General features: G+C 43.2%; 25 protein-coding genes and 2 pseudogenes. 17 read left to right on the top strand and 10 right to left on the bottom strand.

Going from position 1 to position 26,489, the window contains the following annotated elements:
- Positions 1-170 precede the first annotated feature (170 nt).
- A complete protein-coding gene (locus L9Q40_RS14920; protein WP_498793744.1) occupies positions 171-1,496 on the top strand; it encodes a DUF4062 domain-containing protein in 1,326 nt (441 codons plus the stop codon).
- A 6-nt stretch (positions 1,497-1,502) separates the two neighbouring features.
- On the opposite strand, the pseudogene L9Q40_RS14915 reads toward L9Q40_RS14920, so the two are convergent.
- From L9Q40_RS14915 to L9Q40_RS14900, 4 genes and pseudogenes are all read right to left on the bottom strand, one after another.
- Positions 1,503-1,731, bottom strand: a pseudogene (locus L9Q40_RS14915) (hypothetical protein); the annotation flags it as partial.
- A 1,158-nt stretch (positions 1,732-2,889) separates the two neighbouring features.
- Positions 2,890-4,620 (bottom strand): ATP-binding protein, encoded by a 1,731-nt coding sequence (locus L9Q40_RS14910; RefSeq protein ID WP_498793742.1) that lies wholly within the window; start codon positions 4,618-4,620, stop codon positions 2,890-2,892.
- Positions 4,610-5,791 carry an FIST signal transduction protein gene (locus L9Q40_RS14905; protein WP_014231844.1) on the bottom strand — a complete coding sequence of 394 codons (1,182 nt, stop codon included), beginning with the start codon at positions 5,789-5,791 and terminating at the stop codon, positions 4,610-4,612. The genes L9Q40_RS14910 and L9Q40_RS14905 overlap by 11 nt, the downstream gene beginning before the upstream one ends.
- A 113-nt stretch (positions 5,792-5,904) precedes the next feature.
- Positions 5,905-6,261, bottom strand: a complete 357-nt coding sequence (locus L9Q40_RS14900) for a hypothetical protein (RefSeq protein ID WP_498793740.1) — start codon at positions 6,259-6,261, stop codon at positions 5,905-5,907.
- 258 nt (positions 6,262-6,519) lie between these two features.
- Between L9Q40_RS14900 and ccoN the strand changes: the two genes are divergently transcribed.
- From ccoN to uspE, 10 genes are all read left to right on the top strand, one after another.
- Positions 6,520-7,947 (top strand): cytochrome-c oxidase, cbb3-type subunit I, encoded by a 1,428-nt coding sequence (ccoN, locus tag L9Q40_RS14895; RefSeq protein ID WP_020333287.1) that lies wholly within the window; start codon positions 6,520-6,522, stop codon positions 7,945-7,947.
- A gap of 13 nt (positions 7,948-7,960) precedes the next feature.
- Positions 7,961-8,581: a cytochrome-c oxidase, cbb3-type subunit II gene (gene ccoO / locus L9Q40_RS14890; protein WP_014231841.1), complete on the top strand. Its 621-nt coding sequence runs from the start codon at positions 7,961-7,963 to the stop codon at positions 8,579-8,581.
- Positions 8,582-8,590: 9 nt separating this feature from the next.
- On the top strand, positions 8,591-8,764 hold the full coding sequence (locus tag L9Q40_RS14885; protein WP_014231840.1) for a cbb3-type cytochrome oxidase subunit 3: 174 nt from the start codon (positions 8,591-8,593) through the stop codon (positions 8,762-8,764).
- Positions 8,764-9,738 (top strand): cytochrome-c oxidase, cbb3-type subunit III, encoded by a 975-nt coding sequence (gene ccoP / locus L9Q40_RS14880; RefSeq protein WP_014231839.1) that lies wholly within the window; start codon positions 8,764-8,766, stop codon positions 9,736-9,738. The genes L9Q40_RS14885 and ccoP overlap by 1 nt, the downstream gene beginning before the upstream one ends.
- 104 nt (positions 9,739-9,842) lie before the next feature.
- Positions 9,843-10,319, top strand: coding sequence for a FixH family protein (locus L9Q40_RS14875; RefSeq protein ID WP_498793738.1), 477 nt, complete (start codon positions 9,843-9,845; stop codon positions 10,317-10,319).
- A gap of 4 nt (positions 10,320-10,323) precedes the next feature.
- Entirely contained in the window at positions 10,324-12,687 is a 2,364-nt protein-coding gene (locus tag L9Q40_RS14870; protein WP_498793736.1) for a heavy metal translocating P-type ATPase, read from the top strand.
- Between the two features lie 15 nt (positions 12,688-12,702).
- Complete coding sequence (gene ccoS, locus L9Q40_RS14865) at positions 12,703-12,867, top strand: cbb3-type cytochrome oxidase assembly protein CcoS (protein ID WP_014231836.1); 165 nt, start codon at positions 12,703-12,705, stop codon at positions 12,865-12,867.
- Between the two features lie 8 nt (positions 12,868-12,875).
- Positions 12,876-13,553, top strand: coding sequence for a sulfite exporter TauE/SafE family protein (locus L9Q40_RS14860; RefSeq protein WP_065296839.1), 678 nt, complete (start codon positions 12,876-12,878; stop codon positions 13,551-13,553).
- A 90-nt stretch (positions 13,554-13,643) separates the two neighbouring features.
- On the top strand, positions 13,644-14,390 hold the full coding sequence (gene fnr / locus L9Q40_RS14855; RefSeq protein ID WP_014231834.1) for a fumarate/nitrate reduction transcriptional regulator Fnr: 747 nt from the start codon (positions 13,644-13,646) through the stop codon (positions 14,388-14,390).
- Positions 14,391-14,570: 180 nt separating this feature from the next.
- Entirely contained in the window at positions 14,571-15,518 is a 948-nt protein-coding gene (gene uspE / locus L9Q40_RS14850) for a universal stress protein UspE (protein WP_014231833.1), read from the top strand.
- A 67-nt stretch (positions 15,519-15,585) separates the two neighbouring features.
- On the opposite strand, the pseudogene L9Q40_RS14845 reads toward uspE, so the two are convergent.
- From L9Q40_RS14845 to L9Q40_RS14825, 5 genes and pseudogenes are all read right to left on the bottom strand, one after another.
- Positions 15,586-16,398: pseudogene (locus L9Q40_RS14845) on the bottom strand (IS3 family transposase); the annotation flags it as partial.
- A gap of 76 nt (positions 16,399-16,474) precedes the next feature.
- Entirely contained in the window at positions 16,475-16,933 is a 459-nt protein-coding gene (locus tag L9Q40_RS14840) for a transposase (RefSeq protein WP_498793735.1), read from the bottom strand.
- 126 nt (positions 16,934-17,059) lie between these two features.
- Complete coding sequence (gene ttcA / locus L9Q40_RS14835) at positions 17,060-17,953, bottom strand: tRNA 2-thiocytidine(32) synthetase TtcA (RefSeq protein WP_020333282.1); 894 nt, start codon at positions 17,951-17,953, stop codon at positions 17,060-17,062.
- 192 nt (positions 17,954-18,145) lie between these two features.
- On the bottom strand, positions 18,146-18,805 hold the full coding sequence (locus L9Q40_RS14830) for a DUF2987 domain-containing protein (protein WP_020333280.1): 660 nt from the start codon (positions 18,803-18,805) through the stop codon (positions 18,146-18,148).
- 257 nt (positions 18,806-19,062) lie between these two features.
- Complete coding sequence (locus L9Q40_RS14825) at positions 19,063-19,863, bottom strand: DUF2189 domain-containing protein (protein ID WP_498793734.1); 801 nt, start codon at positions 19,861-19,863, stop codon at positions 19,063-19,065.
- 340 nt (positions 19,864-20,203) lie between these two features.
- Between L9Q40_RS14825 and potA the strand changes: the two genes are divergently transcribed.
- The 5 genes from potA (at position 20,204) to L9Q40_RS14800 (ending at position 25,402) form a co-directional block, all read left to right on the top strand.
- On the top strand, positions 20,204-21,379 hold the full coding sequence (gene potA, locus L9Q40_RS14820) for a spermidine/putrescine ABC transporter ATP-binding protein PotA (protein ID WP_162470574.1): 1,176 nt from the start codon (positions 20,204-20,206) through the stop codon (positions 21,377-21,379).
- Positions 21,360-22,220 carry a spermidine/putrescine ABC transporter permease PotB gene (gene potB, locus L9Q40_RS14815; protein WP_014231828.1) on the top strand — a complete coding sequence of 287 codons (861 nt, stop codon included), beginning with the start codon at positions 21,360-21,362 and terminating at the stop codon, positions 22,218-22,220. The genes potA and potB overlap by 20 nt, the downstream gene beginning before the upstream one ends.
- A complete protein-coding gene (gene potC / locus L9Q40_RS14810) occupies positions 22,220-22,990 on the top strand; it encodes a spermidine/putrescine ABC transporter permease PotC (protein ID WP_014231827.1) in 771 nt (256 codons plus the stop codon). Before potB ends, potC begins: the two co-directional genes overlap by 1 nt.
- 106 nt (positions 22,991-23,096) lie before the next feature.
- Positions 23,097-24,128 (top strand): extracellular solute-binding protein, encoded by a 1,032-nt coding sequence (locus L9Q40_RS14805; RefSeq protein WP_014231826.1) that lies wholly within the window; start codon positions 23,097-23,099, stop codon positions 24,126-24,128.
- Positions 24,129-24,364: 236 nt separating this feature from the next.
- Positions 24,365-25,402: an extracellular solute-binding protein gene (locus L9Q40_RS14800; protein WP_014231825.1), complete on the top strand. Its 1,038-nt coding sequence runs from the start codon at positions 24,365-24,367 to the stop codon at positions 25,400-25,402.
- A 66-nt stretch (positions 25,403-25,468) separates the two neighbouring features.
- On the opposite strand, the gene cobB is transcribed toward L9Q40_RS14800, so the two are convergent.
- Positions 25,469-26,191 (bottom strand): Sir2 family NAD+-dependent deacetylase, encoded by a 723-nt coding sequence (cobB, locus tag L9Q40_RS14795; RefSeq protein WP_498793733.1) that lies wholly within the window; start codon positions 26,189-26,191, stop codon positions 25,469-25,471.
- Positions 26,192-26,311: 120 nt separating this feature from the next.
- Between cobB and L9Q40_RS14790 the strand changes: the two genes are divergently transcribed.
- Positions 26,312-26,488, top strand: coding sequence for a hypothetical protein (locus tag L9Q40_RS14790; RefSeq protein ID WP_014231823.1), 177 nt, complete (start codon positions 26,312-26,314; stop codon positions 26,486-26,488).
- Position 26,489 lies beyond the last annotated feature (1 nt).

The following is a 26,489-nucleotide window of genomic DNA, read 5'->3' as shown; positions in this document are numbered from 1 at the left end:
CAACATTCAAATACGAAGGCAAAACAAAGCCGAACCTTAGCGATGGGGTTCGGCTTTTTGCGTTCTTTGGTGTATCAATTACTGCGGAATCAATTGATATTCTATTGTTTGTTTATGCAAAAGGTATCAATATAGCCAACTCGATACTTATAGTTAACACAGGAGCTGTTGTGAACTCTACTAAATATCAAGTCTTTATTAGTTCAACATACAAAGACCTAGAAGATGAACGAGAGAGTATAATAAAGGCAATCCTTGAAATGTATCACATACCTATCGGTATGGAGATGTTCAGTGCAGAAGATGAAGAACAATGGGAAATCATACGTCGCACTATAGAGGTTAGTGATTATTACATTCTGGTTCTTGGCTTGAGGTATGGTTCAACGACCTCTGAAGGAATTAGCTTTACGCAGAAAGAATATGAGTACGCGTTAGAAAAGAAAATTCCAATCTTAGCTTTTGTCATGGATGATAACGCCCCTTTACCTAGGGATAAGAGGGATGATGACTTAACTGCAATCAATACTTTCAGAGATATGGTTCTTCGAAATTCAAAAATGGCTCAATTTTGGGAATCTAAAGACCAGCTTGTAAGAAATGTATCAATATCTCTAATGAAGCAGATTATGCAGAAGCCAGCTGTTGGATGGGTTCGAGGAGATAAACTTGGTACAGAAGAGGAACTATCTAAAGAGCTAACCAGCTTAAGCAAGGAAAATAGAGCTCTTAGGGAGCAAGTAGCAGAGCTACAATCAAAAATTTCGACTAAAACACCTAATATAGATGTTGAGCTATCTCCAGTTGGTTTTGAATTAGATACATGTAGGTTTAAGCCGTTAATCATGCCTGAGAGACTTAGCTTGGATAACGTACCTAAGCACCTAGAAACGTTTATAGACGATACCGCAATAGAAACGTTTAACTGCTCACTACCTACGGAGGAGCAGCTACAAAAATATAACGAAGAGAAGGAAAAGTACTTTAAAGTCGCTAACTTTTCGTCACCACTGGTTATTGATGTAACCAATCTAGGTACCTGCAAAGCAAACAACATCTATGTCGATATAACTTTTCCCCAAGATATTTTCGTCTATGAACACGATAAATCTCCAGAAGCACCTAAGGAGCCAATACCAGTCAGCCCACTAATTGAAGCCCAAAATAGCTATCAAGAAGCCCAAAGAATGTCCAAAATACCTCCAATGTGGAGGCGCGCACTTAGTCAGCCAATTGGAGTTCGTAATATGCCTGAATTAAATCTAAGTGGTTTCGCAAACAGCGTAAAAATAAGAAATGATTCATGGTGGACTAATTTAGAAGGTAATAGATTAACAATTAAAATTAACAGCTTACTACACACTAGAACAATTACCTTCAATGACGAGTATTCAATAGTGCCTTTAAAACATGGCAAACACGAGGTAAAGGTTCACGTCATATGTGAAGAATATGACCAAGAAATAGTTAGCACCTTAGCTCTTGAAGTTCGGTGACATAAGCTATTTCTTCTTTAATTTAGATGGTATCCAAGCGGCGGCTTTCATTCGACGGCCGCCACGAAACGGTAAGACGTTTTCTTTTGCGGGATAGACCTTGGGTTGTCCTATGTGTCCGTACATTTCCACGAACTGACGATGTTCGTTGCGCCAATACACAAAGCTTCCCAACTCTTTCTGGCCACAATCATGACGGTGTGGTGATTATGGCGCGTTTCTCTCCGGTTTTAAATCAAGACTAACGACGGCCATCGGGTAAACAACCCAACGCCACTTGGCTCTTCAGGAAAAAAGAGTAGGGAAGTCATACAATTAACTCCACAAATCGCCAATAAACATCCTAGCAAACTCAAGTGTTAGTGACCACGTAACTTAATGTTATCGAGATTCTCGCAAACTCCAGATAGATGTAGGATCTGCATATCGCGAGAATTCTCAGTCTGGTTTTTTCAGCTATATTTATCTTGAATATCACATTTAACAAGATGGGCTAGACAATGAAACTAGCATATTACGTAAGCGATATAGCTCAAGATAATAGCGACCACGAGGTCCATAATAGTGGTGACCATGAAGTCCATAACTCGGGTTGTCCTCATTTTGATAGAATCCAATCCAAGACTTATTTAGGCCTATTTGATAATTGCGCTGAAGCAGTCATTGAAGCAAAGAAAAAATACGACCAGTCAAATGGTTGTTATTGGTGTTGTAACGAATGCCACATGTCACACTAGTTAGGAACGGGAACTCAATGAGAACTCTAGAAAACCAGAGCGTAAGAAAGTAAATCTCAAAGACGGCTCAATTGGAAAGCTCAGGCGAATTAGTAGCAGAACTTCAAGAACGCCAACTTGAACTGATAAACCGAGCGAACTTTGGTTCAGAATCTTGTTAGCTCAGAATGTTGCAGGCAAGCAATAGAAAATCAATCCATCTGTTCGGTTACTTGAATGAACAAGATGAATAAGCAAGATGCCGAGCCAACGTGCATGGTGTCAAACGTAACGAAAGAGTTAGTGTAAGAACTTAATCGGCGTCTTAGATTTAAAGCTGATGACTGGTTTTTAAAAAATTGGACGTTGTGGTGAAGTTGAATTCATGGCCCAGACAAGAAAGCGGATAAAACCTGTTAAAGAAGAAAAAGCAAAATACGGTGTAATTAAGCTGACATCAGCACTGTTAATCTTTTAACCCTTTAGTGCGTATTATGTATATTATGTTAAATAAAGCATAACGCTACGCTAAATCTTTACTCGTTTAGCCTCCTATCCCTCTCTTATTTCAATTTCATCCAGGGGTTTGAGGCTTTCATTAAACATAATGGCTATTTACCATAAAATACTTAATATAGATCTTAATAATCTATCGATTGTTAAGATCTATATTAAGGCTAATCATTTTCTACAAACACTTGAATGGCTTCATAGATGTCTTGTCTACGGACTGGTTTGGAAATGAAGCTGTCCATACCGGCTTCTAAGCATTTGTCACGGTCACTTTCTAAAGCGTGTGCTGTTAATGCGATGATTGGAATCGTGATGCCTTTTTCTCGGATCAAGCGCGTTGCGGTAATACCGTCCATGACTGGCATCGATACATCCATAAGTATAATGTCGATTGAGTCGCTGTTATCTTCCAGAAATGCCAGTGCTTCTTCGCCATGGCTTGAGATGTGAACGTTATGTCCTAACTTGTTGAGAATTAATTTAATCACGAGCTGGTTTGAATGTGTATCTTCAACCACAAGTAAATTTAATGCTTTGACTGGGCTGTTTGCTTCGATTTTTACAGGACGATTCTGATGAAGCCTAGTCAATACCGGAATCTTTATTGTGAATGACGAGCCCACGTGTTCTTTACTATCAACTATGATGGTTCCGCGCATCATCTCTACTAAATGTTTGGTGATGGCCAGGCCTAAACCTGTTCCTCCGAAACGTCTGGTTATCGATCTGTCACCTTGATGAAAAGCCGTGAATAAACGAGCTTGTTTGGCTTTTGATATACCAATGCCCGTGTCAGAGACAGAAATTATTAGCTCGTCTTTCTGTTCCAAAACCGAAACGCTCACTGTACCGCTGTCTGTGAATTTAATCGCGTTACCGATAAGATTAAATAAGACCTGAGATAACCTGGTCGAATCAATCCAATACTGTTTGTCTGGCGGTATGCGGCAATCAAGGTTGAAGTTGAGGTTTTTACTGATAGCTATTTGTTTTTGCTGGGAAATAACAAACGTCACAGCGTCACGTAAATTAGTCCACTGTTCATGCAACTGAAAGCTACCCGACTCGATTTTCGAGAGATCCAGGATGTCACTTATGATTGCGAGAAGCAGTTCCGCAGAGCTCTCCATTTGACACAGCGCTTCAAACTGCTCGTTGGATAATGTTGATTGCCTTAGTATATCGAGCATACCCAGAACGGAATTAAGCGGCGTTCGGATTTCATGGCTCATCATGGCCAGAAACTCGGACTTAGATTGGTTTGCGAGTTCAGCTTCTTCGCGTGCTTTAGCTAGCTGTGTTGTACGTACATCAACGATACGTTGTAACTTCTCTTTGGTCTCGATGTCTATTACCGCTCGCTCTATTAGAGGGCGAAAGCGTCGAAGCGTTTCTTTGTTTTCAATACTGAAGTGCCCTTTTTGTGCTCCAATTAATAGGATTATATTTTGAGTCACTTCAGAGCGAATGCCAGTCAGAATGACAGAGTTCACGTGGTTCTTGACGAATATGTTTAAGTTAGAGAACTCGCCCAACCTTAATGGTTCGAACAGTAATACACATTCACCATTTAGCGCTCGTTCCATGGTGTTACCGTGTAACCAATTAACCGTGTCGAATACGCTGTTCGTTGATATTAACGTTTTGTAAGATTGCCTGTTATCGTCACGAGTAATAACGATAAAGTCTTCAAAGTTTATGTATTTTTTTAAGACCGTATTTAAGCCAGAAAAGATTTCATTGCGGGTTTTGGCTTCGCTCATGGCTGATATGGCCGAAAGAATGGCTTTGTTCTCATCAGCAAGCAATTTTTCTCTATGCTTGGCTTGTTGTAACTCAACTAAGGCTTCCTGCAAAGCTTCTTGCTGGTAGGTCTCTAAATATTTATCTTTCATAAGGCTTATGGAATATCGCTGATGAGATCATTAGGTTCCCATGTCCATTTTCGCCACCAATGAATCTTCCTTGTTCGCCAAAGGTAAATGGGCATATAAATGGCAGGTGTTCCAGTTCTTGGTTGATTTGTTCACAAACGCTGTTCATGTCTTGCTTCAAGTGCAACATGGGCCCTGCGCAAAAGATGTTGATGACGCCGATTTTACGAGACTCTTCTAATTTTTGGTTGAAGGCGATATTCACAACTTTTGCCGCTCTGGCAAGCAGGTGCTCCCGACTCCCTTTCATTAAAGTGATCTCTTCTCCTTCGTCAATATCGGTAAAGAGTTCGATGCCTCCATCGGCGGTTTCCCTTATTGGGTGAGATAGTTTGTAGTAAGGCCGGTCGTACAAATGACCTGCGACTCTTCCGATTGGGTATGCGCTGGAGTTGGTGAATAGCAGGTTGTCCTTACCTGTTTGATTTTGCTGGTGATTGGTCCATTGTCTATAGCGCTCTAGTGCAGGCTCACCGTCAATTTCTAGCAGACAACGTCCTTCGGTTTTAGTGGCAATACCTTTGATATTGGTTGAGGTGTGTCCAGCACTAAAAGCGATATCAACATGTTGTGAGGAATAGAATAGAGTGAGGCTCACGCCTGATTGTTGTTGGCCTTGCGCGGTAATAATGGACCAGTTTCCTTTAATATTATTGTCGGCTGCCGAACCACCAATAATCGGTACTAATGTGCCAAACCTTTGATCGATAGATTCGATGATTGATTCTTCTCTGCCAGGCGTCGCGTGGAGAAGGATTAAGTCAGGTATTTCCCCTACTCGATCGGCATCTTCAAGTGCCATATCCAAAGCGTGCATGACGCCTTCGTTTTGAGTGCAGTGAGAAATGCCAGTCCCGTATGCATGTGGGCCGTGATCGTAAATAGCCAATGCCGCGATAACTGGCCCGGAATGAAAACCTTGGTCTGTCATTACGGCTTGGCAAGAACTGGCTCCATGAAAAGGCGTATCAGGAAAATTCTTGAGTAGAGCTGTACGTATTAGCTCAGAGTCATACTCTTCTGTGTAATAACAGATGACGTATGCTGGGTTCTTTTGAGTTAACTCAGAACGCAGCTTTTTAACGGCTGAATGTTCATCTGTGATATGAGTAAAAACTGATTGGCACTGCATACGCTTTTAATATTGTTCATGACTCTGTTGTTATACCACTCCTACCGATTTTCACTAAGTAAGAAGGTTTAATTTTCTTAAACAAATTCCAATTATCGCGGCTGATCTCCAATTTATAAATGCACTAAGACAATATTTTGATTTACGCTGAGCTTAATAACTTTGCTTGGTGAAATAGACTTCCATTCAATATTTTGATTAATGTCCTTTACATTAATAAATTCACCTGATTGATCTAGATCAATTTTCAGAGTGCTACTTTCTAGCGTTTCGATTGAAATTCCCTTTGAGTCACGATTAATTGTGATTCTTTCCCCCGATATTGTTAATTCACATCGCTCTTTTTGTGAGCAGTCGATGCTTTTGGGTGTCTCGTGCGTAAAGGTTCGCCATAAAAATGCGCCAATTAAAACACTGAGCATGATTAAGATTTGTGCGAGTCTCGCCTTTGTTAACTTTTGTGCCGGCATAAATACCAATATCCTTGTTACAAACTTCAAACTTTTTAAATAAAAAATGTGTTCCCGAGCTTCATTAAGGTTACTACCCTGTCATTGAATTGTTAATTCAAGTATAGTGTCGAGCTGAAAATGCCACTTTTTATTAAAGTCAGCAATGGAAATAAAGTGATGATAACACTTGAATTCTAGAGTTTACTTGGGTGGTGTTACGACGCAAGTCGTGTTGGAAGTAAAAGTGTAGTTAATTAGAAATTGGAAGCATGCATAATGAGCCAAGTAAAGCAGCTTGAACAAAACTACAACTATACAGTCGTTCGCCAATTTACCCTTGTGACCATTTTATGGGGCATAGTTGGTATGGCTGTTGGTGTTTTGATTGCCGCTCAATTAGTTTGGCCACAGCTAAACTTTGATACGCCGTGGTTGACGTACAGTCGTTTACGTCCGCTGCATACTAATGCGGTAATTTTTGCGTTTGGTACCAGTGCTCTGTTCGCAACATCTTATTATGTTGTTCAGCGTACTTGTCAAACACGTCTTTTTGGTGGCCCACTCGTTGCCTTCACCTTTTGGGGTTGGCAATTAATCATCTTAGCCGCAGCAATTACTCTACCACAGGGGATGACCACCTCTAAAGAGTACGCTGAGCTAGAATGGCCTATTGATATCGCAATCGCGATTGTATGGGTTTCGTACGCAGTGGTGTTCTTCGGAACATTGGTAAAACGTAAGACCTCCCACATTTATGTGGCGAACTGGTTCTTCGGCGCGTTTATCATCACCGTAGCAGTACTTCACATCGTGAACAGCATGGCAGTTCCTGTTTCCTTGACTAAATCGTACTCGATTTATTCTGGAGCAGTGGATGCGATGGTTCAATGGTGGTATGGACACAATGCGGTAGGTTTCCTACTGACCGCTGGTTTCCTAGGTATGATGTACTACTTCGTCCCTAAACAAGCTGAACGTCCTGTTTATTCTTACCGTTTATCTATCGTTCACTTCTGGGCATTGATCTCTCTATACATTTGGGCTGGTCCTCACCACCTTCACTATACTGCTCTACCTGACTGGACTCAGTCTTTGGGTATGGTGATGTCATTGGTTCTATTTGCTCCATCTTGGGGTGGTATGATCAACGGTATCATGACGCTGTCTGGTGCTTGGCATAAACTTCGTTATGACCCTATCCTACGTTTCCTAATTGTGTCGTTGTCTTTCTACGGTATGTCTACCTTCGAAGGCCCAATGATGGCAATCAAGACAGTAAACGCACTTTCTCACTACACCGACTGGACCATTGGTCACGTTCACTCTGGTGCTTTGGGTTGGGTTGCTATGGTGTCTATCGGTTCGGTTTACCACTTGGTACCTCGCCTGTTCGGCCAAGAGCGTATGTACTCAGTTGGTTTGGTTAACGTGCATTTCTGGTTAGCAACAATCGGTACGGTTCTATACATCGTAGCGATGTGGATCTCTGGTGTTATGCAAGGCCTAATGTGGCGCGCAGTTAACTCTGACGGTACTCTGACTTACAGCTTTGTTGAGTCGGTACAAGCGTCATACCCATTCTATTTTGTACGTTTCCTAGGTGGTTTAATCTTCCTATCAGGTATGATTCTAATGGCATACAACACGTACAAAACAGTGACTGCACCTAAAGAGAGCCTTAAGGCTATCCCACATCCGGCATAAGGAGATTTAAAGAATGAGTAATAATTCTAATAATCGCCATGAATTCCTAGAACGTAATGTCGGTTTGTTGGCTATTTTTATTGTTTTTGCTATCAGTTGGGGCGCGCTTGTTGAAATCACGCCTCTGATTTTCCAAAAACAAACTACTGAGCCTGTAGAAAACCTACGCGCTTACACACCTCTTGAATTGGAAGGTCGTGATCTATACATCCGTGAAGGCTGTAGCGTTTGTCACAGTCAGATGGTTCGTCCTTTCCGTTCAGAAACTGAGCGTTACGGTCACTACTCTGTCGCTGGTGAAAGCGTTTGGGAACACCCTTTCCTTTGGGGTTCTAAGCGTACTGGTCCAGATCTAGCTCGTGTAGGTGGTCGTTATTCTGACGAGTGGCACCGTGTTCACCTAATTGATCCACGTGAACTTGTTCCAGAATCAAACATGCCTGGTTTCCCATGGTTAGCTGAAAACGTCTTAGACGGCAGTTTGACACAGAAGAAACTTGAGTTGTTCCGTGATCAGTTCGGTGTTCCATATACAGATGAACAGATCGCGAATGCGACTAAAGAAGTAGAAGGTAAAACAGAGATGGATGCAATCATCGCTTACCTTCAGTCTCTTGGTCATGCAATGAAGTAAGGGGGACGTATGGATTTCGGTACGATTCATAGTGTTTATACCGTTGTGCTCTTCGCCAGTTTTATCGGCATTGTATGGTGGGCATTTAGCAAGAAACGTAAATCGCGTTTCGAAGAAGATGCTTACCTGGTCTTTGCTGACGAAGAACAAGCGACCCCACATAACCAAGGAGTGAAGAAGTAATGACTACATTCTGGAGTCTCTGGATTATCGTGATTACTATCGGTACGCTAGTAGGCTGTGCAATCCTCCTGACTTGGTGCGCCAAAGATAAAATGGGCGTCGAGGAAGGGGCTGACATGGGCCACGAGTACGATGGTATTCGCGAGCTAAACAACCCGCTGCCTAAGTGGTGGACTTACCTTTTTGTGAGTACTTTCGTGTTTTCTGCGGTGTATCTTGCTCTGTTCCCAGGTTTAGGAAGCTTTAAAGGCTTTTTGAACTGGGAGAGCTCGGCTCAAGAAGTACGTTCACTTGAGGAATCAAAACAAGCCATCGCTGCGGCACAAGAGAACAAACAACTTAACCAATACGCTAAAGAGCTTGATGATGCGGATGCTTACTTTGGTGAAGCTTTCCGTAAGCTAGCACACAACGAAAACGGCTTACGCCCTGTTCCGGAAATTGCTAACGATCCTGAAGCACTTAAAGTTGGTCAACGTTTGTTCTTGCAAAACTGTTCACAATGTCACGGCTCAGATGCACGTGGTCAGCAAGGTTTCCCTAACCTGACTGATAACGCATGGCTGTATGGCGGTGAACCGCAAGCAATCGTAACAACCATCATGCATGGTCGTGTTGGCCAAATGCCAGCATGGAAAGATGCGCTTGGTGAAGAAGGCGTTCAAGAAGTGGTTAGCTACGCGCTTAGCCTTTCTGGTCGTAAAGTGAACGCTCGTGAAGCAGCAGCAGGTAAAGCACGCTTTGTTGTATGTGCGGCGTGTCACGGTACAGATGGTAAAGGTAACCCAGCAGTGGGTGCGCCTGACCTGACTGACCAAGACTGGTTGTTTGGTGATTCACGTGCAGCAGTTACTGAAACTGTTATGAATGGCCGTTCTGGTGTTATGCCTGCCTGGAAAGATATTCTAGGTGAAGACAAGATCCAGTTGGTTGCATCATATGTCTGGAGCTTAAGCAACTCCGAGAGTAAATAACCAAGATATTCAGTAACATTGCAATAACAGCCCCTTTCATAGGGGCTGTCTTTCCTTTAAATTTAAAGCCTCCTATTTTTCATTTAGCTGTTGAGAACTTTTTTATGGTAAAGCCTTGGTATAAACAATTTTGGCCGTGGTTCCTGATTATCCTTCCTCTTATTGTTATTGGCTGGACAATCGTGACAGTGGTTATCTTCTCAAATAACTCTGTTTCTTTAGTTGCCGAGGATTACTATAAAAAAGGTAAAGGGATTAACATCGACATCAGTAAAATGAATGTCGCTCGTGACCTGAATCTTAACGCGCATATTTCGTCTAATAGCAACACGGTTGTTATTCACTTTGATAAAGGCGAGTTGGCGCACTACCCAGCTTTAACCGCCACGTTTACTCATCGCACACTTCCTGATCGCGACTTTTCGAAGTTAATTACTGCGGACGCTTCTGGTAATTACCGATTAACGCCAGACGAAGATATCCTTGGCCCTTGGTTCATTGAGCTACAACCACACGACAAGCGATGGATGATTCAAGGTAAAGTTGAGTTTCCTGCCGCTGACACTGTTTTGATGAAGTAATCCTATGTGTAAATCCTGTTATCACTGTGGTGAAGATGTACCAGCCAACACGGATTTTAAGGTAGAAATACTTGGTGAAGCCCGTGATATGTGCTGCCCTGGTTGTCAGACAGTGGCACAAACGATCATTGATAGTGGTCTCGTCTCCTATTACCAGTACCGTACAGCGCCAGCTGAAAAAGCAGATCTCGTACCAGAGCAACTTCAAGCGCTGATTCACTACGATAATGAAGATGTCCAGTCAGAGTTTGTACGTCATCACGACAATGTTTCTGAAGTGACACTCTCCCTAGATGGCGTCTCTTGCGCAGCTTGTGCATGGTTGATCGAAAAACAAGTCTCCAACACCAAAGGTTTGGTTTCTATTCGCGTTAATACGACGACAAACCGCGCTTTACTTGCTTGGGATAAAACCCAGGTTCGTTTGAGCGAGTTGCTTGCCGCGATTCATAAGTTGGGCTACAAGGCCGCACCATTTGAAGCGGACGTCCAAGAAGCGTCTTATCATCAAATGATGAAGCAATACCTATACCGCTTAGGCATTGCAGGCCTCGCTACCATGCAGGTTATGATGCTTGCAGTGGCATTGTATCTGGAAGTTTTTGGTGACCTGGAACCAGAGTTTAAAAACTACTTTCGCTGGGTCAGCCTGATATTCGCCACGCCTGTGCTTCTCTACTCTGCACTTCCTTTCTATCTAAATGCCTGGCGAAGCATCAAAGGGCGCACCTTGGGTATGGATGTGCCCGTCTCGATCGCCCTCATTTTTGCCTATGTCGCCAGCCTGGTCGCCACGTTTACCGAGCAAGGAGAAGTCTTTTTCGAATCGATTTCGATGTTTACTTTCTTCCTTCTTGTCGGGCGTTTTCTGGAGATGCGTGCTCGTCGTAAAGCAGCAGCGGCAAGTGGTAACCTACTTAAGTTGATTCCGGCGATTGCGACGACCTTAGATGGCGAGCAAATCCCAGTAAAGACACTGAAAATTGGTGATCGCATTCGCGTTCTGCCAGGTGAGCACATTCCTGCGGATGGTAAAGTTATTTCTGGCCGCATTCATATCGATGAATCCATGCTAACCGGTGAGTCAGTTCATGTGGTTAAGAAAGAAGGTGATGCTGTTTTTGCGGGAACACTTAACGGCGATGAATCGTTTGAACTTGAAGTGACGAGCTCTAAAGCGGACTCCGTCATTTCAAACATTGTACGCCTGCAAGATGAAGCTCAGCATTCAAAACCAAAAATCGCAGAAATCGCAGATGTGGTAGCGCGTTACTTTGTTGGCGCGATACTGATTATTTCGGCAGGGACTTGGTTGTATTGGCACCAAACTAAACCTGATGATGCGTTCTGGATCATGCTGTCAGTGTTGGTAGCGACCTGCCCTTGTGCACTGTCTTTGGCAACACCAACAGCGTTGACTTGTGCGACGTCAAGAATGGGTAACTTCGGTATTTTACTGCGTAAGGGACACGTTTTTGAAACATTGTGCAAAGTGAATCACCTTGTCGTCGATAAAACTGGAACCCTGACAAAAGGTGATATCGAAATCAGCCGTACGAGTGTTTTTGGTGAGATTTCCGAGTCTGAAAGTCTCGCACTAGCTGCCGCACTGGAAGCTCATGCTAACCACCCTATTGCCCGTTCATTTGCGCAGTACGCGAACGAAGATGTGGTTGTGTCAGAGGTGAAAAACGTTATTGGCTCTGGTATCGAAGGCTTATGGAACGGTAAAGACGTAAAAATCGGCAGCGCCGCGTTTGTTGTCAATGAAGGCTGTGATGAAAGTAACGCAGTGTATTTGTCGGTCAATGGAGAACATGCCGCGACGTTTTATTATCGTGATCCAATTCGTGAAGAAAGTCAGGCATTTATCCAGCGTTTTGCCGAAGCAGGTATCAAGACCACATTACTTACTGGCGATTCAATACAAAATGCTCAGCCTGTTGCGGATGAAATCGGTATCGACCATGTGATCGCATCTGCAAAACCAGAAGACAAACTCGCGTATCTTAAGAGCCTGGATAGTGATGACATTACTATGATGGTTGGTGATGGTATCAACGATGCGCCGACACTGGCTGGCGCTCACCTGTCGGTAGCGATGGGCGGTGGTACAGACGTAGCAAAAGCATCCGCTGATATGACACTACTGGGTGATAATCTGGAGAAATTATTAGAAGCTCGTTTGCTTGCGCTTCGTACAAGAAAAATCATCCGAGAAAACTTGGCTTGGTCTTTGGGCTACAACCTGTTAATTTTGCCGCTGGCGGTTGCGGGATTAGTTGCACCGTACATTGCTGTTGTCGGGATGTCCGCAAGTTCAATTATCGTGGTATCCAACTCGTTGCGACTTCTAAAAGAGAAATAAATAGAGAAAGCTAACATGGAAAGCATATATATCTTAATTCCCATTGCCATTGTTCTGGTATGCGTTGCTGTCGCTATTTTTCTTTGGGCCGTCCGCAGTGATCAGTTTGAAGATCTTGAGCGTCAAGGTCACAACATTCTTCTTGATGAAGAAGACAAATCAGACAATAAGAAATCGTAACTTTCTCTATGAATCCTGATTTTATTGGAGCATTAATGATCGGACTCGTTGGGTCCGGTCACTGTATGGGCATGTGTGGTGGCATTGCATCTCTCCTCTCACTGGGCTCGTCACAAGACAAAAGTTCCCCTCTCATTCCACTGTTCTACAACATGGGGCGACTATCTAGCTACGCCTTGTTTGGCGCACTTATTGGTGGCGCTATTTCTGGATTGAGTGAATTAAGCGGGTTAGCGCATTCTCTCGCGTGGCTTCGTTTGGTCGCAGCAATATTTATGATTTTAGTCGCTCTTTATGTGGCTAAATGGTGGCAAGGTCTACTAGTTGTAGAAAAACTCGGTCAGAGCCTTTGGAAGTTTATATCGCCTGCAGGAAAGAGTCTGCTTCCGTTAAAAAGCGCAATTCATGCACTGCCATTCGGTTTTGTTTGGGGATGGCTACCATGTGGCTTGGTTTATTCGGCATTGACGTGGTCTGCTGTTTCCGGAAGTGCAGTAAACGGTGGTTTGATCATGCTTGCCTTTGGCGTGGGGACCCTTCCTTCGATGCTTGCTGTGAGTTACGGGGCAAGCTACTTTCAGAAACTACAAAAATCATTAATATTTAGAAACATCTCTGCATTAATTCTTATTAGTTATGGAACGTATACTGCGGCGGGTGCCATGCAAATGCTTGGTTTCATATAACTTGAAAGTCTATACCCACAATATTTTTGCTATCCTTTAGGATTAAGCAGTGCTAAAATATTGATGTATATCAAATAGTGAAAGGTTGTTATGATTTCTGAAAAACCTGCAACAAAGCGTGTCCAATCAGGTGGTTGTGCAATTCACTGCCAAGATTGTAGCATCAGTCAGTTGTGTATCCCATTCACTCTGAATGAATCTGAACTTGATCAGCTTGACCAAATCATTGAGCGTAAAAAGCCGATTCAAAAAGGCCAAGAGCTATTCAAAGCGGGCGATGAGCTTAAGTCTTTGTACGCTATCCGTTCTGGCACAATCAAGAGCTATACAATCACTGAACAAGGCGACGAGCAAATCACGGCGTTTCACTTAGCTGGTGACCTCGTGGGCTTTGACGCGATTACTGGTGACTGCCACCCAAGTTTTGCCCAAGCGTTAGAAACGTCTATGGTTTGTGAAATTCCATACGAAATTCTAGATGACTTGTCAGGTAAGATGCCTAAACTACGTCAGCAAATTATGCGTTTGATGAGTAACGAAATCAAAGGCGATCAGGAGATGATCCTGCTGCTTTCTAAGAAGAACGCTGAAGAGCGTCTGGCTGCATTCCTGTACAACCTATCAACACGCTTTTCTCAACGTGGCTTTAGTCCCCGAGAGTTCCGCCTAACGATGACTCGTGGTGATATTGGTAACTACCTTGGTCTGACCGTTGAAACGATCAGCCGTCTACTTGGTCGTTTCCAAAAATCTGAGATCTTAAGTGTAAAAGGTAAATATATCACTATCTTAGATCACGATGCGCTAATGGAACTTGCAGGCGTCACAACAGAGTAACCTCTCCTATTACTTGATGTGGCTTTTAGCTGAGCCACATCATGTTTCTCGCAAAATCCCTTCAAAAGTCCTCAAAATCTTCTTCAAACTGAGCTACATTAAAAATATACAGTGAGTACTCCAATATACTGATTTACTTTATATTCAGTAATTGGTCTTGCAATAAAAGTGGGCTTAGATATGAGTATATACAGTAAGATTCTAGTTGTTGCTAACATCAATAGTGATGATCAGCCGGCACTCGCAAGAGCAGTTCAATTAGCTCAAAAAAGCGTATCAAGAAGCCGAATTACTTTCTTTTTATCCATCTATGATTTTTCGTATGACATGACTTCAATGTTATCGGTGGATGAACGAGATGCGATGCGCCGTGGCGTTATCCATCAGCGTGAGCAGTGGATGCGTAAAATTGCTCAGCCATATTTAGACGACAGCTTTGACTTTGACGTGTGTGTGGTTTGGCACAATCGCCCTTACGAAGCCATCATAGGTGAAGTGTTTGCAGGCAGTCACGATCTGTTGATCAAGGGCACTCGAAAACATGATGTCTTAGAGTCTGTGATTTTCACACCTACAGACTGGCATTTGCTGCGTAAGTGCCCTATCCCGGTACTGCTTATCAAAAATGCGGACTGGCCGGAGCACGCTAACATTCTGGCTTCTGTTCACATTGGCTCTGAAAACGAAACGCACATTGACTTAAATGACTCGATGGTTGAACGTTTGAAAGAGATGTCCGGCCGTTTGAATGCCGAACCGTTCCTTGTTAACGCGTATCCGGTTACGCCTGCGAATATCACCATCGAGCTACCAGAATTTGATCCAACAACGTACACAGATGCCGTTCGTGGCCATCACCTAACCGCGATGAAAGCCCTGCGCCAAAAACATGGGCTGAATGAAGAGCAAACCATCGTGGAGCAAGGATTGCCTGAAGATGTTATCCCTGCAGCTGCAGAGCGTTTAAATGCGGCGATGGTTATTTTGGGTACGACTGGCCGTACAGGGCTTTCAGCCGTCTTTATTGGTAATACGGCTGAGCATGTGATTGATAAGATCAACTGTGATGTTCTCGCATTGAAACCAAAAGGTTACATCAGCCCACTGGATCCAAACGAGGCGACTTAATCTAGCCATTCAATAGCTATCAAAAATCCCCGCAAGTGAAGTGACCCCATAAAGTTGGACATTTCTGTTAAGCGGCTTGCAAGGCCTGATTTCGATACTCTATCGGAGTCAGGCCTTTTAATTTCACTTTAATTCGTTTGGTATTGTAATACTCGATGTATTCGTCAATATGAGCGATCAGGTCATCAGCATCTTCAAAGTGCTGGTTATGGTACATTTCTGTTTTCAGTAAGGCAAAGAAGTTCTCCGCAACTGCATTGTCTAGACAGTTTCCTTTCCGCGACATGCTCTGTGTTAAGCAACTTTCAGATAGCTTTTTCTGATATTTCTTATGCCTATATTGCCACCCTTGATCGCTATGAACGATTGGCTTAGCGCCTTCGCCTAAAGTCGCAACCGCGTCTGTCAACATTTCAGTGACCAGAGGTAGACGCCCATTTTTTGCGACCTTATAAGCCACAACTTCCTGTGTGAACAGATCAACGATTGGTGATAGATAGACTTTCTGCTGTTTAACTTTAAACTCAGTGACATCAGTTACCCACTTCTCATCTGGCTTCGTCGCTTTAAAGTCTCGTTCAAGAACATTGGGGGCCACAGTTCCCACTTCTCCTTTGTAAGAGCGGTACCGTTTGGGTCTGACGGTAGACTTCAAGCCTAGTTGACCCATGAGCCGTTGAACCGTTTTGTGGTTAAGCATAACGCCCTGTCTTCGTAGCTCTAAGTGAATACGACGATACCCATATCTGCCTTTATGCTCATGGTAAATTTGCTCTATTAGACTCTTTTCATCTTGATACTGTTCGGCGTCGTTATTTGGCTTCGCATGATAATAGAAAATACTTCTCGCTAACTTTAAGGCATGCAAAAGGTGTTTTAGTGGATAACAGCTTTTAAGAGCTAGAGCTACGTTCGCTTTTTCTTTGTTCGGCGAGGCTTTTCCTGCTCCAGCTCTTCTAACTTTTTAGAACGGCATTCTCGGCGCGTAAGTAGGCTAACTCCTCTTTTAGCTCCTCCAGCGTTTTTTCATCATCACTTTTTTGCTGGATAAAAGGGTGCTTACTCATTGGTGATCGTCCTCTACTACGTTCAAGCCCCTGAATGCCATATTGTTTGTACTGTTTAAGCCAAACGGAGAGTGTTCCAGAGGAGGAGAAATTTAATACCGCACTAGTGTGGTTGATAGACCAGCCATTCGTCCACATTTTTTTTAACGCTTGGAGCTTGGTTTGAGCATTTTTAGCGAAATCATGAGGCTTAAATGAATCAGAACCATGAATCTCAAACACTTTTCCCCAGTAACGTATTATGCGTGGTGCAATGGAGTAAGTTTGAGAAAGTTCGTAAGATGAACACTCACCCAGTAAATATTGTTTGGCGACCGCACACTTAAATGCTCGGCTATATTTGGACATAAAGAGACCCCCAATAATTGGTGTCCAACTATTGGGGGTCAGTTCAATTTAGGGGGATTTTTATTCATCGGTTACAAAACTAAAAAAGGAAGGCACTGCGGCCTTCCTTTTCTTAATTTATTTCAATCAGATGTTTGTCACATCAATGAACATAGATTCATCAATGTTCGTTGAAGAGACGACCGCTTCATTGAACTCGTACTCTTCACGGTTACCTTCGCGATCGAGTGGAAGGTTAACAAAGTCAAACAACTCTTTATCAGCCAATTGGCTTGGGCTTACGTTCTGAATTGATTTGAAAATCGCTTCGACGCGTCCAGGAGTCTTCTTATCCCATTCAATCAACATTGCTTTGATCGATTGGCGTTGCAAGTTCTCTTGAGAACCACACAAGTTACAAGGAATGATTGGGAAATCTTTGTGCTCTGCGTATTTGATTAAATCTTTTTCACGGCAGTACGTCAGTGGACGGATAACCACATTTCGACCATCATCCGAACGCAGCTTTGGAGGCATCGCCTTTAGACGCGAACCATGAAACATGTTTAGGAACATGGTTTCAACGATGTCATCCATGTGGTGACCTAAAGCAAGCTTAGTCGCACCAATCTTCTCAGCAAACGAATAAAGTGTACCGCGACGCAGACGTGAACACAGGCCACACGTCGTCTTACCTTCTGGCACTTTTTCTTTTACAACCGAGTAAGTATCCTTGTCTACGATGTAGTAAGGGATATCAAGCGTTTCGAAATACTCTGGAAGAATATGTTCTGGGAAGCCTGGCTGTTTCTGATCGAGGTTTACTGCAACTACTTCAAACTTAATTGGAGCAGCTTTTTGAAGATTCAGCAGGATATCCAGCATCGCAAATGAATCTTTACCACCACTTATACATGCCATGACAACATCACCTTCTTCAATCATGTTGTATTCGGTAATGGCATTTCCAACATTTCTTCTCAGGCGTTTCTGAAGCTTGTTGAATTCAAGGGTTTCTTTTCTTGTATCTTTCTGGTTCATTGCGAGCTCTCACATCGCCGATAAAATCGACGGTAGGACTTCCTAAGGTGGTTTTCTATGGGGCGTGGATTATACGGTCTTTTTACTTAGGATTAAATATTTGTCTTAATTGAGAACGGATAAATCCATTGTTTTGTTTACCCTAAAACAAAAAAAGCCGCTGTAGCGGCTCTTCAATAAGATGGATGCGGCTTATTTTGCCTTCGGTAGATAAGGCAGAACTCGCATGGTTGGCTCTGGCAGCGTCATCGTCCCACCCTCACCAATCTCGCTCAAAGCAACTTGTACTTTGCCATTTACAATTGGCTTTTCTGTTCCATTAGAAAATGAAATCGTGCTATCCAGGCCATTGCTGAATTCCATCGTCACGCCTTGCACATCAGGAGTAAACCAGCCAGCAAACATGCCGCCTAAGTCTTCTAACATGCTTTGCATCTGAGGCATTAATGGCGCTAACTGTTCATAGGATACGTTACCCTGTAATGGCTCTTTCGTCATAACAACCAATGAGTAATCGCAGCGAGTGTCTATAGGAGTCTGAACGAAGACTAAAGGATTCGCCGATTTAAGGTTTTTATCGATTGGAAGCGGAAGTTCTTTGGAGGCTGGAATAACAAATTCTTCGTAGTGTTCTTCTTTTTCCATCCAGGCTTTTTCAATGTTACACAGCTGCTTAGTATCTGCGTTAACGAAAAATACGCCGACTTTTACATCGTCGTGGCCTTCCTTGTTGTTATTCTTTAACTGAGTGTAAAGCTTCGAATAGGTAAACATGTATTCTTGAGCTTGTGTTGCAGGGGCCGCTAACATTAGCGCCGCTGTACCCAGTAGACTTAGGCTTAACTTTTTCATTTGAACCGTTGATTTGTTTTAGTTTGTGTCATTGTGTTCGTGCTCAATATTGGTTTGAGCAATGCTGAGCATCCTTATAACACCTTTACTGCGTTAAGTTACGTGATTAGTAACAAAACGAGAGGTTCCCCACGCAGATTCTTATTCAAGTTGAATCGTAGCTTGTGCTTCTGATAGGCCATTTCACATGGGTTTGGTGTTGATATAAAAATGGCGACTATTTGTAAGCCGCCATTGATTGTCATTGAAATGATACTCTACGCGTCGAAGACCTGAGATTTGCCGTCGTGATCATTATCATTGTTTTTCTCTTTCGCGACTATCTTCAGTTTGATACCAAACATCTCACGGTAAAGTATGCCCTTCATGTGGAAGAAGAATGGCAGCACCAAAATAAGCCCGATGCCATAGAACATGGCTGCGATAATAAACATGAACATCACGCCAAGGTACAGGATGGCGACGACGAAAATCTTTTTGTTTACTGCTCGTAGTGAGAGTAATAACGATTGCATAGGCGGCACGCGTTTCTCACAAATAAGTAAGATAGAGTGACTGAACGCCAGTGAAAGATATAGCGATAACGGAGCCAGAAGCATTCCCACGAGCCCTTGAAGAGTCAGACTCATTAACGTTGCCAGAATAACCGGAACCGTGAATTGTAACCCTTTACCCACGTGGCGAAGTTTTGTTTTTAGACCTGTTACGTGACTCATCGCCATTAAACTGATGCCTGCGTATATCGGAGCGCTGATCACTTCATAGCTAAAATTTGCGATATAAACAGCAGACACAATGTCGGTTGAAAAAGAATCTGGGTTTTGTATTGCATCCAAAATGACACTTGGGTCACCCAGTTGTAGCTGCAATGCGATATAGAAAATGCCTACCTGAACCAAAAGCAAGACGATAATCGCAGGAGAAAATGACAAAAAGTGTTGAATGGTGGCGCGCCATGCTTCGCTAAAAACCGCTCCGGCTTTCAGCTCGTAGTTGCCAGACAAAGCTCGCTCTACACTTCCTCCAAGGTTGAAATCGTTCTCAAAGTCGTTGTTCATATATTATCCAAGATTCACTTGTGAAATTTTTACTGGGATACCAGTCAATTAGTGTGTCCGACATTATAAAGAATTCTAGCCACGTCTAAAATCATAACTCGCGCTCAATTCTTGCAATATCCATTATTTGGTTGATAATTGGCCACTACAAGGCCATGAAATTGAAAACAATTGTTGCAGAGTTGTAACCCTTATAAACGCTGTTGAAATTCGGACGAATCTTTTAAAAACAGTATGGTAAGGAATGATGACTTTTGCCCGTAAAATTTTTTCTGATTCGAGACTAAAAAATGCTTTGATTTCACAATTTTGGTGATTATGATGCGCGCCTCAAAAGTGAATGGCTAAAGTCACATCAATTGGCGTAAACCCAAATTTGAACGTGGGAGAAATACAGACGTTGAACGCTAAACAGCAAGCAGGAAATCCAGTTATTCGTTTATCTGGCATTAGTAAGAGTTTTGATGGTAAGGAAATCATCAGCAATTTAAATCTGGATGTTAATCATGGTGAGTTTCTAACTATTCTTGGTCCATCAGGTTGTGGTAAAACAACCGTTTTGCGCATGGTCGCGGGCTTTGAGGCGGTAGATAACGGTCAAATTATTTTGGATAACCAAGATGTTACTCAGGTTCCTGCTGAACAACGACACGTCAACACCGTATTCCAAAGTTACGCACTATTTCCACATATGACTGTTTATGAAAACGTTGCGTTTGGTCTTCGTATGCAGAAAACGCCTGCAGCTGAGATTGAACCGCGAGTCATGGAAGCGTTACGTATGGTGCGTCTTGAAAAAATGGCTCAGCGTAAACCGCATCAGCTTTCAGGTGGCCAGCAACAGCGTATTGCTATCGCTCGTGCGGTAGTAAATAAGCCCAAAGTATTGCTGCTTGATGAATCGCTTTCTGCACTGGATTACAAATTGCGTAAGCAAATGCAGATTGAACTGAAACAATTGCAGCGCCAACTAGGCATCACCTTTATCTTTGTGACGCACGATCAGGAAGAAGCGCTATCAATGTCAGACCGCATCATCGTAATGCGTGACGGTGTCATTGAGCAAGATGGTTCTCCGCGTGAAATTTACGAAGAGCCTAAAAACCTGTTTGTTGCGCGCTTTATCGGCGAGATCAACGTATTCAATGCAACCATGTTAGAGCGCATCGATGAAAAGCGCATTCGTGCGGACATTGAAGGTGTTGAGTCAGTGGTTTATTACGACGACGAAGCACAAGCTGGCGATAAACTCCAAGTTCTACTCCGCCCTGAAGACTTACGTATTGAAGAAATCAAAGAGTCGGAAGAAAAAGGCATTGTTGGTCACGTGACGGAACGTACCTATAAAGGTATGACGCTAGATTCTGTTATCGAACTCGATTCAGGCATGCGTGTAATGGTAAGCGAATTCTTTAACGAAGATGATCCTGATGTGGACCACTCACTCGGCCAGAAAGTCGCTATTACTTGGGTTGAGAGCTGGGAGGTTGTCCTCAATGATAACCAAGAAGATTAATCTTCAGAACGCCATCATTACCCTAATTGTTGGTTGGCTGACACTGTTTGTGTTGGTGCCAAACTTGATGATTATCGGTACGAGTTTCTTAACGCGTGACGAAGCGAACCTAATCGAACTTACCTTTACGTTGGATAACTACGTTCGTCTGTTGGATCCGCTGTATGCGAAAGTGCTCATGCACTCTTTCTACATGGCGATCATTGCGACGTTGTTGTGTTTAGTGATTGGTTACCCATTTGCGTATATCGTCGCGAAAATGCCAGAGAAATGGCGTCCGTTTATGCTGTTTTTGGTGATAGTACCCTTCTGGACAAACTCGTTGATCCGTACATACGGCTTAAAGATTGTTTTGGGAACTCAAGGAATTTTAAATAAGTCGCTGATGGCGATGGAAATAATCGATAAGCCGCTGCGACTTATGTATACCGAAACGGCGGTAATGATTGGTCTCGTGTACATCTTGCTTCCATTTATGATCCTGCCGCTTTATTCGGCAATTGAGAAGCTGGACAACACCTACATCGAAGCTGCGAAAGATTTGGGCGCGAACAAGTTTCAGACGATTACCAAAGTTATCCTGCCTTTGACGATGCCTGGCATCATCGGTGGCTGTTTGTTGGTGCTTCTTCCTGCGCTTGGCATGTTCTATATCTCTGACCTTCTGGGCGGCGCGAAGAACCTGCTGATTGGTAACGTAATCAAGAGCCAGGTGCTGAATGCACGTGATTGGCCATTTGGTGCTGCAACGAGTATTGCGCTCACCATTGCCATGGCGATTATGCTATACGCCTACTACAGAGCAGGTAAGTTATTGAATAAGAAAGTGGAGCTAGACTAATGGGACGCACAGTTAGATTTAGCTTTATGGCACTGGTGTACGCATTTTTGTATTTGCCAATCATCGTGCTGATTGTGAACTCATTTAATGCGAATAAATTTGGCATGAAATGGGGTGGATTTACCACTAAGTGGTACGAAACCTTAATTAACAACGACAGCCTGATGCAGGCGGCGTGGCACTCGTTAAATGTTGCCGTATTTTCTGCCACAGCTGCTACTATTATTGGTAGTTTGACGGCAGTTGCCCTATTCCGCTATTCCTTTAAAGGGAAAGGCGCTGTAAACGGCATGCTGTTTGTTGTAATGATGTCACCAGACATCGTGATGGCAATTTCATTGTTGGCGCTGTTTTTAGTGCTGGGTGCACAGCTTGGTTTCTTTACACTGTTGATTGCGCACATCACCTTCTGTTTACCATTTGTTGTGGTAACGGTTTATAGCCGCTTGAACGGCTTTGATGTGAAAATGTTGGAAGCGGCAAAAGACCTTGGTGCAAGTGAATGGATTATCTTGAAGAAGATCATCCTTCCTCTGGCGAAACCAGCGGTTGCAGCAGGTTGGTTATTAAGCTTTACCCTGTCTTTGGACGATGTGATCATCAGTTCGTTTGTGACAGGCCCAACCTACGAAATCTTACCATTGAAAATTTACTCAATGGTGAAAGTGGGTATTTCACCGGAAGTGAATGCCCTGGCAACGGTTATGTTGATTGTTTCTTTGGTACTTGTGGTGATTTCTCAGTTGCTTGCAAGAGAAAAAGTAAAGTAAAATCAATACCCGTTAACATCACGAAACAGAATGGTTACATGCCATTCTGTTTTTCTATCTATCGTCCAAAATAGTTTGGACAACGTTTGGTTTGGAGCTAACGTCAATGAAAAAATGGGCTACTTTATTAGCTGGTAGTGCATGTGCGCTTTCTCTGTTCTCAGGTTCAGTGGCAGCGGACGATAATGAATTGGTATTTATGAACTGGGGTCCTTACATTAACAGTAATCTCCTGGAACAATTTACCAAAGAAACTGGTATCAAAGTGATCTACTCAACTTATGAGTCGAACGAAACTTTGTATGCAAAGCTAAAAACTCATAACGAAGGTTATGACTTAGTGGTACCTTCTACTTACTTCGTAGCGAAAATGCGCGATGAAGGTATGCTACAAAAGATCGATAAATCTAAGTTGAAAAACTTCGGCAACCTTGACCAGAACTACCTGGACAAGCCATTCGATCCTAAGAATGACTACTCTATTCCTCACGTTGTTGCAATTACTGGTCTAGCTGTCAATACCGACATGTACGATCCAAACGACTTCCAAAGCTGGGCTGACCTATGGAAGCCAGAGCTTGAAGGTCAAGTGATGCTAATGGACGACACGCGTGAAGTATTCCACATTGCACTGCGTAAACTAGGTTATTCAGGTAACTCAACGGATCCAAAACAGATCGACGAAGCGTATGCAGAGCTACAAAAGCTGATGCCTAACGTGCTTCTATTTAACTCTGACAACCCAGGTGCACCATACATGTCTGGTGAAGTTGGTGTTGGCATGCTTTGGAACGGCAGCGCAGCAGCAGCTCAAAACGAAGGTCTAAACCTTAAACTGGTATTCCCGAAAGAAGGCGGTATTGGTTGGGTTGACAACTTCGCTATCTCTTCTGGTGCGAAAAACGTAGAAGCGGCGCACAAGATGATCGACTTCCTATTGCGTCCTGAAATCGCAGAGCAGATTTCTCGTGACACAGGTTACCTGACCGCAGTGAAAGCGTCGAACGAGAAGTTTAAAGACGTTGCTCCTCTGTTCCCTTCACAAGAAGATCTTGACCGTGTTGAATGGCAAGACTCTGTGGGCGATCTGACAGTGAAATACGAAGGTTACTTCCTCAAGCTAAAAGCTGGACAGTAATCGAATTTGCCGCAGGCAAATTGACCAAAATGAAAATAGGCAGCAATGGCTGCCTATTTTTATAATTGACTGATATAATTATACCTTGCTACGTCTATTTGGTTCGACTCGTTTCATCTCAATGGAGTGAGAGGCATCGAATTTCATAGACAGAATTGTACTTAATGCAATTTGGTTCAACTTAATCATTACCGCTAGTATTGATTTGTCCAATCGCTAAACAAAACGGAAAACAAATGAAAAGTAAATTCTACGCAAGCGCTCTATGTGCAGCGACTCTGTTCGCTACTCCAGCAATAGCGGCTGATCAAGAACTCTACTTCTACAACTGGTCTGAATACATTCCAAACGAAGTTCTTGAAGACTTTACAAAAGAAACAGGAATCAAGGTGCTTTACTCGACTTACGAGTCTAACGAAAGCATGTACGCGAAGTTAAAAACACAAGGTTCTGGTTACGACTTGGTAGTACCGTCTACCTATTTCGTATCTAAAATGCGCAAAGAAGGCATGCTTCAAGAGATCGACAAAGAGAAGTTATCCCATTTTGCCGACATCGATCCTAACTTCTTAAACAAACCTTTTGATCCAAATAACAACTACTCTATCCCTTATATCTGGGGTGCGACAGGCATTGGTATCAATGCGGATATGCTGGATAAGTCATCAGTCACAAAATGGGACGACTTCTGGGATAGCAAGTGGGAAGGTCAATTAATGCTGATGGACGATTCTCGTGAAGTTTTCCATATCGCATTGACGAAACTTGGTTACTCACCAAATACGACAAACCCTGATGAAATCAAAGCTGCTTACGAAGAGCTGCAAAAGTTGATGCCAAATGTGTTGGTGTTTAACTCTGATTTCCCAGCGAACCCATACCTAGCGGGTGAAGTTTCTCTTGGCATGCTGTGGAATGGCTCTGCTTACATGGCTCGTGAGGAAGGCGCGAACATTGATATCATCTGGCCAGAAAAAGGCACAATCTTCTGGATGGACAGTCTTGCGATTCCTGCGGGTGCTAAAAACGTGGAAGCCGCACATAAGATGATCGACTTCCTGCTGCGTCCAGAGAATGCGGCCAAGATTGCACTGGAGATTGGTTACCCTACTCCAGTTAAGACGGCGTTTGATCTACTTCCAAAAGAATTTGTTAACGACCAAAGCATCTTCCCTCCGCAAGAAGTGATGGACAGCGGTACTTGGCAAGATGAAGTTGGTGAAGCGAGTGTGATGTACGATGAGTACTTCCAAAAGCTAAAAGTAAACAACTAATACCAGTCAAAGTATAAAGAAAAAAGCGGCCAACTAAATTGGCCGCTTTTATTGTTTTTGAAGGCTTTATTTGTCTTCCAAAGATAAAATTTCATTCACCAACTTTGGTACTTCGATACTTGCCTTGCCGTATCGTTTCTCTTCGAACTCACTTTCTATTGCACTTGGCTCCAGATTAATCTCGATGGTATGTGCTCCGTGCATTTTTGCATCGTGGACAAACCCAGCCGCAGGATACACCACACCAGATGTACCAATAGAAATAAACAAGTCCGCTTGTTCTAGTGCTTCGTAAATATCACCCATGCGCAGAGGCATTTCGCCAAACCAAACAATGTGAGGGCGCATTTGGGACGGAATTTGACAACAGTGGCAAAGCTCACCGGTTTCGATATCCTCAGTGTGTTCTATCACCTGATGCGATTCGCTACAGCGGGCTTTGAGCAGTTCGCCATGCATGTGGATGACATTGTGGCTTCCGCCTCTTTCATGCAAATTATCGATATTCTGCGTAATGACGGTCACTTTGCCATCCAGCTCTGCCTCAAGTCGCCCTAAAGCGAGATGCGCGGCGTTTGGCTGTATCGCCTCGTCCTGTAGCTTTTTACGACGTTTATTATAAAATGCCTGAACAAGGTCGGGATCTCGCTCAAATCCTTCAGGGGTTGCCACGTCTTCAATACGGTGGTTCTCCCAAAGGCCATCTTGAGCTCGAAATGTTTGAATGCCGGACTCTGCTGAGATACCTGCCCCAGTAAGTACTACAATGTTTCTATACGGGAAATTCATAACTGATCCTTGTTGTTCTTTTTCATTAGCTTAACACTGAAACAATATCAGCTGTAGTAATATGGATTAGACAATGGTAGTAATGAACAATAATAAAATGATATTTTGAGAGGAAAAGCAATGAGACACGTATCTCTGGCTCTTGTCTTACTTACGACTCTAGCGGGCTGTCAATTGACCAATGTTGAAGGTGAAATTGATGATGTGAGAGTGAGCGTTGGTACCAATGATCATGACAGACACGATGGTCATGGTAAATTCTGCCCTCCGGGTCAGGCAAAAAAAGGAAATTGCTAGA

The organism is Allocatenococcus thiocycli (assembly GCF_921292965.1).
GTDB classification, from domain to species: Bacteria; Pseudomonadota; Gammaproteobacteria; order Enterobacterales; family Vibrionaceae; genus Vibrio; species Vibrio natriegens.
Note: the sequence above shows the minus strand (reverse complement) of the source record. Positions and strands in the feature narration are given on the sequence as shown.